Here is a 15,252-nt window from a genome sequence, read left to right as displayed (position 1 = left end):
GATCGCAAGCTGGTAAATGGTGCTCAGTGCATCATTGTTTTGCGAGTGCTATCCGGTTGTTGGTCGAGGGTCTTGCGGGCGAGATCTGCCGCTTTACCGTCGTCGAGTTCGCCAGACGCAATACGCTCCAGAACCGATGCCATAATGGCGACAGACTTGCGGTAGTCTGCAAATTCTGCCTGAAATGCGGTATCGATGGCTTGGTATACCGCTTGAATTTTCTGCTCCCTGTCGCCGGCATTTTTCGCCGTATCATTAATGGCTTTCAGGCAGGCGCGGGCAATGGCGATGTAGCGTTCTGTATTCGGGTTGTCGTTCTGCATGCTCTGGTTTCCGGATATCGCTTGGTCTGTGAAAAGGACTGACGCCTGAAGAGGCAATAAGTTCCGGATTATCGCATTGCTGGCGGGCTGTTTCATTGCTTTGCGGTAATTCATCAGCAGGGAGGGCGCGCGACGATTACTGTGCTAGTCTGAATTTCAATGTGTCGGGAAAATGAACACTCGTCTGAAATTGGTTTTAGAGTAATGGCTCTATTTAAAACAATGAGTTACAGAGTAAAAGCTCTAAAATAGACCGATACATGAAGGTTGCAATTAAGTACAATGCCGACCGTCAAAGGTCGTTCTAAGACTTTGGTCTAAGACGGTTAGCATGGATAGACAACAACAGAGCAACAAGCAGGGTGGATTATCAATGAATTATTTCCTGACCGGTGGTACCGGGTTTATTGGCCGTTTTCTTGTGGAAAAATTATTGGCACGCGGCGGCACTGTGCACCTGCTGGTGCGAGAGCAGTCCCAGGGCAAACTTGATGCTCTGAGGGAAGCTTGGGGTGTCGATGAGTCCCGTGTAAAAGCTGTTATTGGCGACCTCACCAGCAAGAATCTGGGCATTGATGCCAAAACCCTTAAAGCACTGGCAGGAAAGGTTGATCATTTTTTCCACCTCGCGGCCGTTTACGATATGGGTGCCGATGAAGAAGCCCAACAGGCCACGAATATTGAAGGCACACGAGCAGCTGTGAATGCTGCCGAAGCCATTAAGGCAAAGCATTTTCACCATGTTTCGTCCATTGCAGCAGCGGGGCTGTTCAAGGGCATTTTTCGCGAGGATATGTTCGAAGAAGCTGAAAAGCTGGATCACCCATACTTGATGACCAAGCACGAATCCGAAAAGGTTGTGCGCGAAGAGTGCAAGGTGCCGTTCCGCATCTATCGTCCAGGCATGGTTGTTGGCCATTCGAAAACAGGTGAAATGGACAAGATTGATGGTCCATATTACTTTTTCAAACTGATTCAGAAAATTCGCCGCACTCTGCCTCAGTGGGTACCGACCATTGGTGTTGAAGGTGGCAGGTTGAACGTTGTTCCCGTGGACTACGTTGTAAATGCGATGGATCACATTGCACACCTGGAAGGCGAAGACGGGAAATGCTTCCACCTGGTGGATACCGACCCTTATAAGGTTGGCGAAATCCTTAATATTTTCTGTGAGGCTGGTCACGCACCCAAGATGGGTATGCGTATTGATTCACGCATGTTCGGGTTTATCCCGCCATTTATTCGCCAGAGCCTGAAGAACCTGCCGCCGGTTAAGCAGATCACCAGCGCAGTGCTGGATGATCTGGGTATCCCACGCTCTGTAATGTCTTTCATTAATTACCCCACGCGCTTTGATGCTCGGGAAACCGAGAGAGCACTCAAAGGAACTGGTATCGATGTGCCGCGCCTTGAGGATTATGCGCCCGTGCTCTGGGATTTCTGGGAGCGCAACCTGGATCCCGATCTGTTCAAAGATCGCACCTTGAAGGGTACGGTTAGTGGCAAAGTGTGCGTGATAACCGGTGCCACCTCTGGCATTGGTTTGGCCACTGCAGAAAAGCTGGCAGAAGCCGGTGCTATTCTGGTTATTGGCGCTCGCACAAAAGAAACTCTGGATGAGGTGAGTGCTGCTCTGGAAGCCAAGGGTGGCAATGTGCACGCCTACCAGTGCGATTTCTCCGATATGGAAGATTGCGACCGGTTCGTGAAAACCGTTCTGGATAACCACGGCCACGTTGATGTGCTGGTCAACAACGCAGGGCGCTCGATTCGTCGGTCATTGTCCCTGTCGTTTGATCGCTTCCACGACTTTGAGCGCACGATGCAGTTGAACTACTTTGGCTCTGTGCGCCTCATCATGGGGTTTGCACCATCCATGCTTGAGCGTCGTCGTGGGCATGTGGTGAATATCTCATCCATTGGCGTGCTTACTAACGCACCACGCTTCTCTGCCTATGTGGCCTCCAAGTCTGCATTGGATGCCTTCAGCCGGTGTGCGGCGTCTGAATGGTCGGATCGCAACGTAACCTTCACCACCATCAATATGCCGTTGGTGAAAACACCCATGATTGCACCTACCAAGATCTACGATTCCGTGCCGACCCTCTCGCCGGAAGAGGCTGCCGATCTGGTAACCAACTCAATCATTGAGCGCCCCAAGCGAGTTGCTACGCGCCTTGGTATCACTGCCCAGGTGTTGCACGCACTGGCTCCGAAGGTGGGCGAGATCGTGATGAATACGGGGTACCGTATGTTCCCGGACTCAACTCAGGCCGTAGGTGGAAAAGCTACTGAAAAGCCCAAGGTGTCCACAGAGCAGGTGGCATTTGCAGCGGTGATGCGAGGCATCCACTGGTAAGCAAAGCTTGTTTGTAACGCCGAATCAAAAAAACCCGCATAAGCGGGTTTTTTTGCGGGCTCTGTTTGCTATTCGCTTTCATCTAACATGAAAGGTGGCGGAAATCCGCCCAGATCCAGCCAGCGGTTCACAATGCCACAGAATAAATCGGCCGTCTTTTCTGCATCGTAAGCTGCGGAATGGGCTTCCTTGTTGCTGAATGGAATACCAGCCAGTTTGCAGGCTTGTGCAAGCACCGTGTGGCCATAGGCCAGGCCGGCAAGGGTTGCTGTGTCAAACGTGGAGAAGGGGTGGAAAGGATTCCGGTTTATTTCTGCCCGCTGAGCCGCTGCAAATACGAAATTGTGATCGAAGGTCGCATTGTGGCCTACCAATACCGCACGCTTGCAATCATGCGCCTTGACCGCCTTGCGTATGGGCCGAAAAATCTCGCTCAACCCTTCACGCTCGGGCACAGCCTCCCGGTCCGGATTCCAGGGGTCGATTCCTGTGAAGTCCAATGCCGATTGTTCCAGATTGGCACCCTCAAACGGATCAATCTGTTGTAGGTGGGTTTCAGCACGGTGCAAGCGGCCGTCCTCGTCCATCGTCAGCATCACTGCAGCTATTTCCAGCAGAGCATCACGGTCCGGGTTGAATCCGCCGGTTTCCACATCGACAACGACGGGTAAAAAACCACGGAATCTGCGGGACATGGGGTGCAATTGTCTGTTTTCGTCAGTCACTAAAACTCCGGTCTTGGCCGTTTATCAGGGAATTGGGGGGTAGATCTATACCTGGCGCCAGTTAATGGTTTCACCGGCTTTCAGCGGAACAATGGTGCCGTCCGCCAAGGGCAATTCATCGGGCATCGTCCAAGGTTCCCTCACCAGCGTAATGGTATCTGTATTTCGTGGAAGACCATAGAAATCTGCACCATTAAAACTGGCAAAGGCTTCCAGTTGATCAAGAATGCCAAGCTCTTCAAAAATATCTGCGTATAACCCGATAGCACCAAAAGCCGAATAGCATCCTGCGCAGCCACAGGCGGCTTCCTTTTTATCTTTTGCATGGGGGGCAGAATCTGTGCCGAGAAAGAATCGCTTGTCTCCGCTGGCGACAGCGTCTCTCAGGGCTTTTTGGTGGCGATTGCGCTTTAGAATCGGGAGGCAGTAAAGATGAGGGCGTATGCCGCCCACGAGCATATGGTTCCGGTTGTACATCAGATGCTGGGGTGTAATCGTGGCGGCCAGATTATTGCCCTGATAATGCCGTACGAACTCTGCTGAGTCAGCGGTGGTTATATGCTCAAGCACTACCTTGAGCTTAGGGAAGGCTTTTAGCGTCGGGGCGAGTACCCGGTCGAGAAACACCTTTTCCCGGTCAAAAATATCGATGTCTTCATCAGTAACTTCACCATGAACAAGCAACAGCATGCCGCATTCTTCCATGGTTTCCAGTACCGGGTAGATATTGCGAATGTCCGTTACACCAGATGCAGAGTTAGTGGTTGCGCCGGCTGGGTAGAGCTTGGCTGCAACAACACCCTCTGCGCTTGCTTCCAGAATATCCTGACGGCTTGTGGATTCGGTCAGGTAAAGCGTCATCAGTGGCCGGAAGTCAGTCCCTTCGGCTGCTGCCCGAATGCGATCCCGGTATGCCGAGGCTTCAGCGGCATTGGTTACCGGCGGAGCAAGATTCGGCATGATGATCGCTCGCCCGAAACAGGCAGCGGTGGCAGGTACAACGCTCTTCAGAGCATCGCCGTCGCGAACGTGGAGGTGCCAGTCGTCGGGGCGCACAAGAGTTAGCTGTTCGGTCATGGTCTGGTTTCCGCAGTGCCTTAAAAAGTTGGCAGATTATAGCAGAAGGTGTCAGTGATTGTTTTTCCTCTCGTCGATTAAAGAACATGGCGCTGATGCCGTTAAACAGGAAACCACCAAACATCCGTGAAACAACGGTATGGCTGTTATGGCACTCGCATTCACAAAAAGATCGCAGAATGTATTGGCAACGCTGGCGCTCGGCATTCTTTTGCCCGTGACAAGCCAGGCTGCAAGCTATGGTGCCGGAATATCGAACAGCCAGTGGTATCTTGCCGAGTCCGTTTTCGAGTGTTCGCTGGTGCATGATGTTCCCGGCTATGGCCGGGCTGTTTTTCGGCACCGTGCCGGGGAAGAACTGTCATTTTTTCTGGAGTCCGAATCTCACCTCATGCGCCCCGGGCGAGGCTCTCTTTTTGTTGAGGCGCCACCTTGGCGACCGGGTGTTGCTCCACGCCCGGTAGGCACGGTAGATGTGTCTGAAGGGCTCCGGCAGGTATCACTTGAAACCCGGCATGCGGTGATTCTTGCCCAAAGTCTGCTGGATGGCATGCGGCCCACAGTTACCAGGGATTCCTGGTACGACGGCAGCCCGGTTCGGGTGCAGGTATCGAATATCAACTTCAGCGGGCAATACCAGCGCTATCGGTCATGCGCTGCGAACTTGCTTCCGGTTAACATCGATCAGATCGGTCGTTCGCGGGTGGCATTTTCCAGCGGTAGCGCAAAGCTGTCTGAAGCCGATATGGATTTGTTGGACAATATCGTTGCCTATTTAATGGCGGATTCTACGGTAGAGCGGGTTTTTGTCGATGGGCATACTGACCGTGTTGGAAGCCGGATCGACAATCGTGCGTTGTCTGAGGAGCGCGCTAATGTAGTGGCAGACTACCTCAAAGGTCGTGGGATAGACCCCGACATGATTACCGTACGGGCTCATGGAGACCAGTACCCGGTATCCAGAAACTATGGCGAAAACCGCCGCACAACGATACGCTTGCAGCGAGAGGGCGAACGCCCTGGCTTGCAGCAAGCTAACGGCTATGGTGGCGCCAGCGCAGGTTAAGAGATGCTAAACCGAACTCAATACGTCCAAATGGGCGTTTACGCTTTCTGCGAGAGCTTTCAGGTGATAGCCGCCTTCCAGCGTTGAAATAATACGATCGTTGCTGTGCTCGTTCGCGACGCTTGCCAGCGTTTCGGTCAACCAGCGATAGTCCTCGGTTTCCAGATTCAGTTCGGCCATCGGATCAAGTCGATGGGCATCAAACCCTGCAGAGATCAAAATTACCTGAGGCTTGAAGGCGTTCAGGCGCTTTAACCAGCCAGCTTCTACCCGCTTTCGGTATTCTTCGGAAGAGCAACCTGCCTCTATGGGAATGTTCACGATATTGTCAGCTTGGCGATGTACGTGGGAGTGGGGGTAAAGCGGATGCTGGAAACTGGAGCACATCAGTATGCGTTCATCTCCACTCACGATGTCCACCGTTCCGTTACCTTGATGCACATCAAAATCAATAATGGCAACTCGATCAAGATGATGAAAATTGAGCGTGCGCATGGCTGCCAGGGCGACGTTGTTGTAAAAACAGAAACCCATGGACTTGGTGCGCTCGGCATGGTGGCCGGGGGGGCGTGCGCAGATAAATGCGTTGGTTACCTGGCTACTCATAACCATGTCTACCGCCTGGATATTTGCACCCGCAGCAAGCCTTGCTGCGCGGAGAGTATCAGGCATCATGGCAGTATCCGGATCAGTGAAGACCCGACCCCGCATTGGTTGCATCATGTCTAGCTGCTGCAAATAGCTTTCGGGGTGTACGCTCAGAAGCTGGTCGCGGGTAATTTCTTCAGGGCGCACCCAATCGAGCTTTTCTGCGATGCCAGTGTCGGCGATATAGCTAATGATGGCTGCGAGGCGAGCTGGGCTTTCGGGATGCTCCGGCCCCATGTCGTGTTTCATGCAATCATCATGAGAAAAAAATGCGGTTGTCATAATTCTCGAAACGTCCCAGCTATACTTGTATTTTCTTTGATCTTATCAGGGATAAACCGATAGCGCCGAGTTTCTTTAGCCGCATAAGGGCAATAGGCGTTTCATAAGGCTTCATCAATGCATAATATAGTGTTAACAACATATCAAGGAGAGATAGCGTGAGCACCCGGTACCTGGAGAGTTTATTTAATCCTGCTTCGATCGCTGTGATCGGGGCGTCGGAACGTGCTGGCAATCTTGGTGGTATGGTGTTGCGAAATCTGATGAGCAGCGGCTACCCGGGCAAGCTTTTAGTGGTCAACCAGAAGGACTACGACAACGTCCATGGTGTGCCCTGTGTCAGAAAAGTATCGAAAATGGAGTTCTCGCCAGATCTCGCCATTGTGTGTACGCCGCCAGAAACCGTTGCAAAAACCATAAGGCGATTGGGCGAGGCAGGGGTGCGTACCGCAATTGTGATGACCGGAGGCATGTCCCGTACTCATAGCAAAACCGGCCAGCCGCTGATGTACTCGGTGCGTGATGCAGCAAGGGAAACCGGAATCAGAGTGCTGGGACCTAACACGATAGGTCTGATGGTACCGGCGAGAAACCTCAATGCTACCTATGCGCACATGGGCACGTTGCCCGGCCGTGTGGCCTTTGTTGGCCAGTCTGGCACCATTGCCAGTTCGGTGATCGACTGGGCCTTTGCCCGGGGGGTTGGTTTTTCCTATTTCCTTACCCTTGGCGACGGTATGGATATCGATCACGACGATCTCATAGATTATCTTGCCCAGGATACCCAGACGCAAGCCATTCTCTTGCACATTGAGCATATTCCCAATGCCCGGCGCTTCATGTCCGCCGTGCGCGTCGCCTCCAGAACCAAGCCTGTCATCGCTGTTAAATCCGGGCGAGTACCAGAGTCAGAATGGATGACCCATGAACTGCCTGCGGGCATCCGACGCAGTGACCCTATATACGATGCCATGCTCCAGCGTGCGGGTGTTCTTCGGGTAGACGGTCTTGGGCAAATGTTTGATGCTCTGGAAACGCTCACGCGGATGCGCCCACTGCGCAGAGAGACTCTCGCCATCATGGCCAATGGCGTAGGGCCAGGTGTATTGGCTGTAGATCGCCTTGCGGATTTAGGCGGGGAGCTTGCCAGTTTGTCAGAAGCCAGCATTGGCGCTCTGGCCGAGCTTCTGCCTGCTTACTGGACACGCAAAAACCCTATCGACCTTAACTACGACGCATCTCCGGAGCTTTATGGCAAGGCGATAAAAATTCTGGCCAAGGATCCCGAAGTAGCCAACGTGCTTGTGTTGTACGCACCCAGCTTGACAGAAGACAGCCTGCAAATTGCCGATGCGGTAGTGCAGGCTGCAAAGGGCACGCGATTGAATATCTTTACCTGCTGGCTTGGGCAGAGCACGGTCATGGAGGCGCGTGATGAGTTCTATCGTGCGGGGTTGCCATCCTTCTTCAATCCGGAAAAAGCCGTTGTAGCGTTCATGCAGCATGTGCGGCACCAGAGGCTCCAGCGTTTGCTGAAGGAAACTCCCGAATCTTTCACTGACCATTTCTCGGACCATACGAAAACTCGCCGAGTAGTCATGAATGCATTGCGTTCTGGCCGTTTGCACCTTTCCAGCAAAGAAGCTCGGGAAGTGGTTCGTGATTACGGTATCAACACCATTGAGACGGTTTACTGTGACGATGTAGAGGAGGTGCTTGAAGCCTTCTCCATTGAGCGCCGCCCGGTAGACGTTACGATAGTGCACGAGCAGGCCTGTCACCCATTTGCAAAACTGACCGTGGCGCAACGCCGCCATAAGGCGACGGTGCAGAAGCTTAGCAGTGAGGCTGCAATCATTGATGCCTGCAGTTTTCTGATGGAGCAGTACCAGGAATACTTCCCCGAGAGCGGTTTTCTCGGCTTTGCCATGCAGCACTCCTACCAACATGTTGGCGGTATTGAGTTCAGCGTGGGTATAACCAGAGATGCGCAATTTGGGCCTCTGGTAGTCTGCGGAGCATCTGGTGCCCATGTCAACGTAATGACAGACCGGCAGATTGCGTTGCCGCCGCTCAATATGGTTCTTGCCCGGGAGTTGTTGCGCCGTACTTATATGTACAAGCTTCTAAGGGAGCATAGCCTGAAGCCCGAAACGGATATACGGGCGGTGTCTGAAACACTGGTAACCCTTTCCCAGATTGTGATCGATATACCTGAGATTCGTGGGTTAGAGATATCCCCCCTCTTGTTCAATGATCAGGGCGCTGTCGCAGTTAATGTGGCGATCAATTTGTCTGAAGCGCCGGGGCAGCCGATTATTCAGCCCTACCCAAGGGAGCTTGAAGAATGGCTGGTATTGCCCAAATCCGGCCGCCGGGTGATCATTCGTCCGGCTTTGGCTGAGGATGAGCCGTCGCATCGTGAGTTTCACGAACTGCAATCCCCTGAATCTATCCGCTATCGTTTCTTTCAGTACCGCAAACACTTTTCACGGGAGGACGTCGCTCAGATGGTACAGATCGACTACGATCGGGAGATGGTCTTCATCGCAAACGCGCCAAAAGAGGATGGAGAGGGCGAAGAAACTCTGGGCACAGTAAGAACCTGGACAGACGCGGATAACCTGCGATGCGAATTCGCGGTAATGGTTCACGACAAAATGAAGGGTGAAGGTCTTGGTGTGGCGCTGATGCAGAAAATGATCGATTACTGCCGTGCCCGTGGCACGGTGGAAATGGTGGGTGATGTGCTGGCCGACAACCGGCCGATGCTGCAACTGGCGGAGCACCTGGGTTTTGAAATCAAGTACAACGTTGAAGAAGAAGTGATGGATTTACGGTTAGTGCTGAACGAGCCGGAAAACGATTGGCAAAAAGAGCGGTTAGGCAAGTATACCCACTGAAGCTATTCACTGAGAGCTTCAGTGGGGTTGAGGCCTGGAGGCTTACTCTTCTATGAGGGCGGAACGATCTTCCCCGCCCAAAGCTTCCAGTAAGCCTGGAATCAGTTTGGACAGTTCCAGAGTCATGAGGCTGAATGCAGCATCAAACTTGGCGACAGCGTCATCCACATCTACATCATCGAGTTGATCCTGAAGTGTTTCCCCAAACTTCAGCCGGCGAATGCCCATTTCCTCATCGAGAACAAAGGATACGTTGTCGTCCCAGGTAAGTGCCAGCTTGGTCACTTCCATGCCGGCATTCAGGTGGTTACGGATTTCGTCCGCCTTCAAATCCAGTCCTTTGCAGCGAACCACGCCGCCATCTTCGGAAGGATCCTTCAGTTCGCACTCATCGCCTAAAACCACACTGGCAGGCAAGTCGATGGACTCGTTCAACCAGCCAGTAAATGTAAAGATTGGAGCTTGCTCCAGAGCGGGCGGGCGTACAGGCAGAGAGCCCAGGCTTTTGCGCAGTGATGAGGCCAGGTCTTCCGCCTGTTTTGAGGAGCCTGCATCAACAACCATAAAGCCGTCTTTCGGTGCCAGATACGCAAAGCTGCGTCGGTTCTTGGAAAATGCATGGGGTAGCATTTCCAGCATAACCTGCTCTTTGATCTCTTCTTTTTCTTTGCGTCGAACCTTGCGGCCTTGCTCGATCTCGATGGCTTCGGCTTTTTCTTCCACCGCATCCTTTATTACCGGCCCAGGCAGGATTTTTTCTTCCTTGCGCAGAGCAATCAGGTGATAGCCATTGGCACTGTGAACAAGTAGTTCACCGTGTTTGCCCAGTGGTGGAACCCAGCCCTGGCGAGCGGTTTCTTGTGGACCACAGGGTTTGAATGCATCGCCGCTGAGCTTTTCTTCCAACTCTTCAGCAGAAATATCAAATGGCTTGGTAAAACGGAAAACGCGGGCATTGCGAAACCACATCAGGCTTGATCCTTGTCTTTCATATTTGGATAACTTCTACGAGCACGGTTTTGACGATAAAGCCGAAAACACCAGCACCCAATACTGTAAAAAGGGCGATAGTACCAAACTTTCCGGCCTGTGATTTTTTTGCCAGGTCCCACACAATGAAACCCATCCAGCCAATAAGGCCTGTCAGAAACACCACCATGGCGATCTGGGAAAAAACTGCTTCGTTCATGATTTGCTCCGAGCTTAATCTGGATTAGTGTTCATCTCGCAGGAAAACCCAGTTATTTTTGTCGGATTGGTCTTCGCTGAAATAATAACCATCAAGGTCGAATCCCTTGAGGTCGTTTGCATCGGTAATACGATTCAGGATGGCGTAACGGCACATCAGGCCGCGGGCTTTCTTGGCGTAGAAACTGATCATCTTGTACTGACCGTTCTTCCAATCCTTGAATTGGGGGGTGATTAGCCGGCCTTCAAGGTCTTTCTTCTTCAGACTCTTGAAATATTCGTTGGATGCCAGGTTCACCAATACTTCGTCGTCGCTCTTCAGCAGGCGATTCATTTCCCGGGTAAGGCTGTCCCCCCAGAATGCGTACAGATCCTTGCCCCGTTTGTTCTCAAACTTTGTGCCCATTTCCAGCCGATAGGGCTGCATGAGGTCAAGAGGTTTAAGAATGCCGTAGAGACCGGACAACATGCGCAGATGCTTTTGAGCAAAGTTGAAATCCTGCTCACTGAAGCTTTGTGCGTCCAGCCCGGTATACACGTCACCTTTGAAAGCCAGAACAGCCTGGCGCGCGTTCTTTGGAGAGAAGGGAACTTGCCAACTCTGAAAGCGCTCGGCATTCAATTGGCCCAGCTTGTCGCTGACGCTCATCAGATTGCTGATCTGGTGGGGCTCCAGCTCTTTGAGCTGATCAATCAGCTCGCAGGCATCGTCCAGGAAATCGGGCTGGGTATAGGTTTCCGTAGCCAGCGGGCTCTCGTAGTCGAGGGTTTTAGCGGGTGAGATAACCATCAACATGTCAGATAATTCCTCATTGCAGAAACGTGAGTAACTGTTCCCGGGTAAATGGCCAGTTGAGTTCGCGCCCGGTATCCTTGCGCCGGAGCACGGGGATTCGTGTACCGTAACGCTCTACCAACTCTTCTGATTGCGCAATATCCACCACATCCACCGGTATCGGTACGGGCATGGGAGTGCTGATCAGCAGGGCTTCGGCCAGATCACACAGATGACATTGGGACGTAGTATAAAAAAACAGTTCCATTATTTGGGCTGGGCGTCCAGTTTCTGGCCATTAATGCCCGCGCTGTCACTGCCCATCAGATACAGATAAACAGGCATCAGTTCTTCCGGTGCCGGGTTCTGCTGCGGATTTTCTGCCGGGTAGGCATGGGCTCGCATATTCGTTCTTGTTGCACCGGGGTTCAGGCTATTAACACGTACATTGTTATGTTTGTCGCCCAACTCGTCGGCTAGCAACTGGCTCAGACCTTCGACTGCAAATTTGGAGACCGCATAGGCTCCCCAGTAGGCTCGCGCCTGACGGCCAACACCAGAGGACGTGAAGATAACCGAGGCCGCATCGGATTTGCGCAGCAGGGGAATCATTGCCCTGCTCATCAGAAACGGTGCCGTGGCGTTTACATGCATGACCTTGTTCCAGATTTCCGGGTCGTACATTTCCACCGGGCTGCGGTCACCCAGGATTCCGGCGTTGTGGAGAAGGCCATCGAGCTTGCCGAAGTTGTCTTCCAGAGTCATCGCCAGTTCTTCGTAATCTTTTACAGCGGCGCCCTCGAAGTTCATGGGCACGATAGCCGGCTTAGGGTGGCCGGCCGCCTCGATTTCGTCGTAGACCGATTCCAGCTTGCTCAGAGTTCGGCCAACAAGGATGACAGTGGCGCCATGAGCTGCATAGGTTTTTGCGGCGGTACGGCCGATTCCGCTGCCCGCACCGGTAACCAGAATAATGCGGTCTTTCAGAAGATCAGCGGGTGCCTGGTAATCTTGCATAACCTGTCTCCGTAGCAGACTGGGAGTTCATCAGAGTTTAAAAATGCTCGTTCTAGCAGCGCGCTATTGTAACAGCTTTGCGAGATCGATCACGGTGTCAGCGATCATGTCGGCTTGCCACAGGTCAACGGTTTCCGGCTCTTCGATATACCCATATCGCACGGCGATGGTTTTCATGCGGGCATTGCGACCGGCCACTATGTCTCGTTCGTGATCGCCCACATAAACTGCCTGCTCAGGTTCTGCACCAATTTGCTGGCACGCAAGAAACAGGGATTCCGGATGAGGCTTGCGATCGGTGACATGATCCGGGCATACCAGCGACGCGCAGCGCTTGGCCAGACCAAGGGCCTGAATCAGGGGGGCGGCGAAACGTACCGGTTTGTTGGTTACGATTCCCCAGGGAATTCCTCGCTGCTCCAACGACTCAAGCAAAGAATCCATGCCTTCAAAAAGGCGGGTTTCAACGGCAACGCCCGCTTCGTAAAGATCCAGAAAGGCGGTGTGTTTGGCAAGGTAACCCGGATGTTCAGGCTCCAGCCCAAAGCCTACACGCACCATGGCCCGGGCTCCGTTGGAAACGGATCGGCGTATGTGCTCTGCTGGAAGCGCCGGGAGCCCCTCCATTTGGCGCAGTTCGTTCAGGCAACGAATGAAATCCGGCGCTGTGTCGATCAGAGTGCCGTCCAGATCAAACAGAACGGTTGATAGTTGCTCAGTCTTCACGGGTATCACGGGCGTGCATCAGGTAGTTTACGTCCACATCCCGGCCCAGCTTGTAGGAGCGGGTAATTGGGTTGTAGGTCATGCCGGTAAGCTCGCGCACATCCAGGCCGGCATGGCGCAGGTGGTCTGACATTTCTGAGGGCCGGATGAACTTCTTCCACTCGTGCGTGCCCTTGGGCAGCATGTTCAGCACGTACTCGGCACCCACAATGGCAAACAGGAAGGATTTGGGATTCCGGTTGATGGTTGATACAAACAGGTGCCCACCGGGCTTTAGCAGTGCAGAGCAGGCTTTGATAACAGAGGCCGGGTCAGGCACATGCTCCAGCATTTCCAAGCAGGTAACGGCATCGTACTGGCCTGCGTGTTCCGGATCGCGGGCCAGTTCTTCCACGGTGATTTGCTTGTAGTCCACCTTGATTCCGCTTTCCAGGCCGTGCAATCGCGCTACAGCCAAGGGTGCTTCGCCCATGTCTATGCCGGTTACATGGGCGCCGCGCAGAGCCATGCCTTCAGATAGCAATCCGCCGCCACAGCCAATGTCTGCCACCCGCTTACCCGCGAGGGAGACGCGTTCATCGATGTAGTTGAGGCGCAACGGGTTAATGTCGTGGAGAGGCTTGAACTCGCTGGTGGGGTCCCACCAGCGGCTAGCCAAGGCTTCAAACTTGGCAATCTCGTTACGGTCAACGTTCTGGTTTGTCATTGTGTGCTCTACCTGATCAATCTATCGAAATATGGTTAGACAGCCTGTTGCTCGCGGATCTTCTCAGCCCATTCTTCTACGCGGAGCATGAGGTCCGGCACGTCAATACGCGTCAGTTTGCCATCCTGTACCTGAGGTACGCCGTTAATCCAGCTATGGGTTACCGCGCGGCCGTGGTTGCTGTAAACAAGATGAGACGCAGGGTCGTAAACCGGCTGAATAAAAGGATCGCTCAGGTCGATGGCAATAATGTCTGCCAGCTTGCCCGCCACCAACGAACCCAGTTCGTGCTCCCGTCCGAGTGCTTTTGCGCCATTGAGCGTGGCCATTTGCAGTGCCTGATGAGCAGAAAGTGCTGCGGCATCATTGGCAACGACCTTGGCTATCATAGCGGCTGTTCGGGCTTCACCGAACAGATCCAGATCATTATTGCTGGCTGCACCGTCTGTGCCTATGGCGAGATTAATGCCGCGTTCCATGAGATTGTGAACCGGGCAAAGCCCGCTGGCGAGTTTGAGGTTGGATTCGGGGCAGTGGATAACATGCGTGCCGGAATCCGCAAGCAAAGCAATGTCTGAGTCGCTGACCTGGGTCATGTGAACACACTGGGTTTTAACGCCCAGAACGCCAAGTTTCGCAAGCCGCTTGATTGGGCGTTGCCCATGCTTTTCCTCAGCCTCTGTTACTTCGAATTCGGTTTCATGCAGGTGAAGCTGAATGCGAGCGCCGGTTTTTTCCGAGAGGGCGACAGCGCGGCTCAGTGGCTCGTCAGATACAGTGTAGGGCGCATGAGGGCCAATGGCGGGCATGATGTAGGTGTCGCCTTTCCATGCATTGATCAGCGCTTCGCCTTTGCTCAGGTAGTCATCTGGCCCCGCGCCCCATACGGTGGGGAAGTCCAGAAGAGGGAAACAGATTTGTGCGCGCATGCCGGTATCATGAGCCATCTGGGCCACAATCTCCGGGAAAAAATACATATCTGAAAATGTTGTTGTGCCGGTTCGCAGCATTTCCGCCATGGCCAGCTGTGTGCCGTCGGCAATGAACTGTTCACTCACAAAACGGCCTTCTGCAGGCCAGATATGGTCGTTAAGCCAGGTCATCAAGGGGAGATCATCCGCCATGCCCCGAAACAGCGACATAGCCGCATGGCCATGCATATTGATTAGCCCGGGCATAACCACATGGTTGGGAAGGTTGATGGTCTCTCGCGTATGGAACTTGCGATCTGCCTGTGCCGTGGGCAACACAGCCGCAATCCGGCAGCCCTGAATAATAACGGCCTGATGCTCAAGCACCACTCCGCAGGGTTCAATTGGAATCAGCCAGCGAGCATTGATGCGAATATCGGCTGCGGTGATAGTATCTGCCGTCATTAACCCTACCTTGCAGTGCCGGCGACGAATGGGATTGTGCCCGTAGAAGTGCACAAGTGCGCCGAACGATAAAATGTAGCC

The 15,252-nt window shown here is 53.3% G+C and carries 15 protein-coding genes; 3 read left to right on the top strand and 12 right to left on the bottom strand.

Going from position 1 to position 15,252, the window contains the following annotated elements; genetic code table 11:
* Positions 1–23: 23 nt before the first annotated feature.
* Positions 24–323 (bottom strand): hypothetical protein, encoded by a 300-nt coding sequence (locus RKA07_RS09250; protein WP_200371864.1) that lies wholly within the window; start codon positions 321–323, stop codon positions 24–26.
* A 373-nt stretch (positions 324–696) separates the two neighbouring features.
* Between RKA07_RS09250 and RKA07_RS09245 the strand changes: the two genes are divergently transcribed.
* Positions 697–2,682, top strand: coding sequence for an SDR family oxidoreductase (locus RKA07_RS09245; protein WP_310966188.1), 1,986 nt, complete (start codon positions 697–699; stop codon positions 2,680–2,682).
* A gap of 68 nt (positions 2,683–2,750) precedes the next feature.
* Here the strand turns inward: RKA07_RS09245 and rnt are convergent, their stop codons facing one another.
* Together rnt and pyrC are read right to left on the bottom strand one after the other, a co-directional pair.
* Entirely contained in the window at positions 2,751–3,407 is a 657-nt protein-coding gene (rnt, locus tag RKA07_RS09240) for a ribonuclease T (protein WP_200204013.1), read from the bottom strand.
* Between the two features lie 45 nt (positions 3,408–3,452).
* A complete protein-coding gene (pyrC, locus tag RKA07_RS09235; protein WP_310966179.1) occupies positions 3,453–4,484 on the bottom strand; it encodes a dihydroorotase in 1,032 nt (343 codons plus the stop codon).
* A 148-nt stretch (positions 4,485–4,632) separates the two neighbouring features.
* Here pyrC and RKA07_RS09230 point away from each other — a divergent pair, with 148 nt between their 5' ends.
* Positions 4,633–5,550, top strand: coding sequence for a flagellar protein MotY (locus tag RKA07_RS09230; protein ID WP_200204017.1), 918 nt, complete (start codon positions 4,633–4,635; stop codon positions 5,548–5,550).
* Between the two features lie 6 nt (positions 5,551–5,556).
* Here RKA07_RS09230 and RKA07_RS09225 read toward each other — a convergent pair whose 3' ends face one another.
* Positions 5,557–6,480, bottom strand: a complete 924-nt coding sequence (locus tag RKA07_RS09225) for a histone deacetylase family protein (RefSeq protein WP_200204020.1) — start codon at positions 6,478–6,480, stop codon at positions 5,557–5,559.
* Between the two features lie 158 nt (positions 6,481–6,638).
* Between RKA07_RS09225 and RKA07_RS09220 the strand changes: the two genes are divergently transcribed.
* Positions 6,639–9,383: a bifunctional acetate--CoA ligase family protein/GNAT family N-acetyltransferase gene (locus RKA07_RS09220; protein ID WP_200371865.1), complete on the top strand. Its 2,745-nt coding sequence runs from the start codon at positions 6,639–6,641 to the stop codon at positions 9,381–9,383.
* A gap of 42 nt (positions 9,384–9,425) precedes the next feature.
* Here RKA07_RS09220 and rdgC read toward each other — a convergent pair whose 3' ends face one another.
* The 8 genes from rdgC to RKA07_RS09180 all read right to left on the bottom strand — a co-directional run bounded on the left by rdgC (position 9,426) and on the right by RKA07_RS09180 (position 15,171).
* Positions 9,426–10,352 (bottom strand): recombination-associated protein RdgC, encoded by a 927-nt coding sequence (rdgC, locus tag RKA07_RS09215; protein ID WP_200204025.1) that lies wholly within the window; start codon positions 10,350–10,352, stop codon positions 9,426–9,428.
* Positions 10,353–10,371: 19 nt separating this feature from the next.
* Positions 10,372–10,572, bottom strand: coding sequence for a DUF2788 domain-containing protein (locus RKA07_RS09210; protein ID WP_200204027.1), 201 nt, complete (start codon positions 10,570–10,572; stop codon positions 10,372–10,374).
* Between the two features lie 24 nt (positions 10,573–10,596).
* Positions 10,597–11,367, bottom strand: a complete 771-nt coding sequence (gene yaaA / locus RKA07_RS09205; RefSeq protein ID WP_200204030.1) for a peroxide stress protein YaaA — start codon at positions 11,365–11,367, stop codon at positions 10,597–10,599.
* 13 nt (positions 11,368–11,380) lie between these two features.
* On the bottom strand, positions 11,381–11,614 hold the full coding sequence (locus RKA07_RS09200; protein ID WP_200204032.1) for a glutaredoxin family protein: 234 nt from the start codon (positions 11,612–11,614) through the stop codon (positions 11,381–11,383).
* Entirely contained in the window at positions 11,614–12,363 is a 750-nt protein-coding gene (locus RKA07_RS09195; RefSeq protein ID WP_200371868.1) for a YciK family oxidoreductase, read from the bottom strand. Before RKA07_RS09195 ends, RKA07_RS09200 begins: the two co-directional genes overlap by 1 nt.
* 63 nt (positions 12,364–12,426) lie before the next feature.
* Positions 12,427–13,089 (bottom strand): HAD family hydrolase, encoded by a 663-nt coding sequence (locus RKA07_RS09190; protein ID WP_310966178.1) that lies wholly within the window; start codon positions 13,087–13,089, stop codon positions 12,427–12,429.
* Positions 13,079–13,795, bottom strand: coding sequence for a bifunctional 2-polyprenyl-6-hydroxyphenol methylase/3-demethylubiquinol 3-O-methyltransferase UbiG (gene ubiG, locus RKA07_RS09185; protein WP_200204038.1), 717 nt, complete (start codon positions 13,793–13,795; stop codon positions 13,079–13,081). Before ubiG ends, RKA07_RS09190 begins: the two co-directional genes overlap by 11 nt.
* Before the next feature lie 35 nt (positions 13,796–13,830).
* The gene (locus RKA07_RS09180) at positions 13,831–15,171 is read right to left on the bottom strand and encodes a TRZ/ATZ family hydrolase (protein ID WP_310966177.1); all 1,341 of its coding nucleotides are present in this window, start codon (positions 15,169–15,171) and stop codon (positions 13,831–13,833) included.
* Between the last annotated feature and the right edge of the window lie 81 nt (positions 15,172–15,252).

It is taken from the genome of Marinobacter xiaoshiensis (genome assembly GCF_031631795.1).
Taxonomy (GTDB): domain Bacteria; phylum Pseudomonadota; class Gammaproteobacteria; order Pseudomonadales; family Oleiphilaceae; genus Marinobacter; species Marinobacter xiaoshiensis.
The sequence above is the reverse complement of the archived record's forward strand: the minus strand, read 5'-3'. Positions and strand labels throughout refer to the sequence as shown.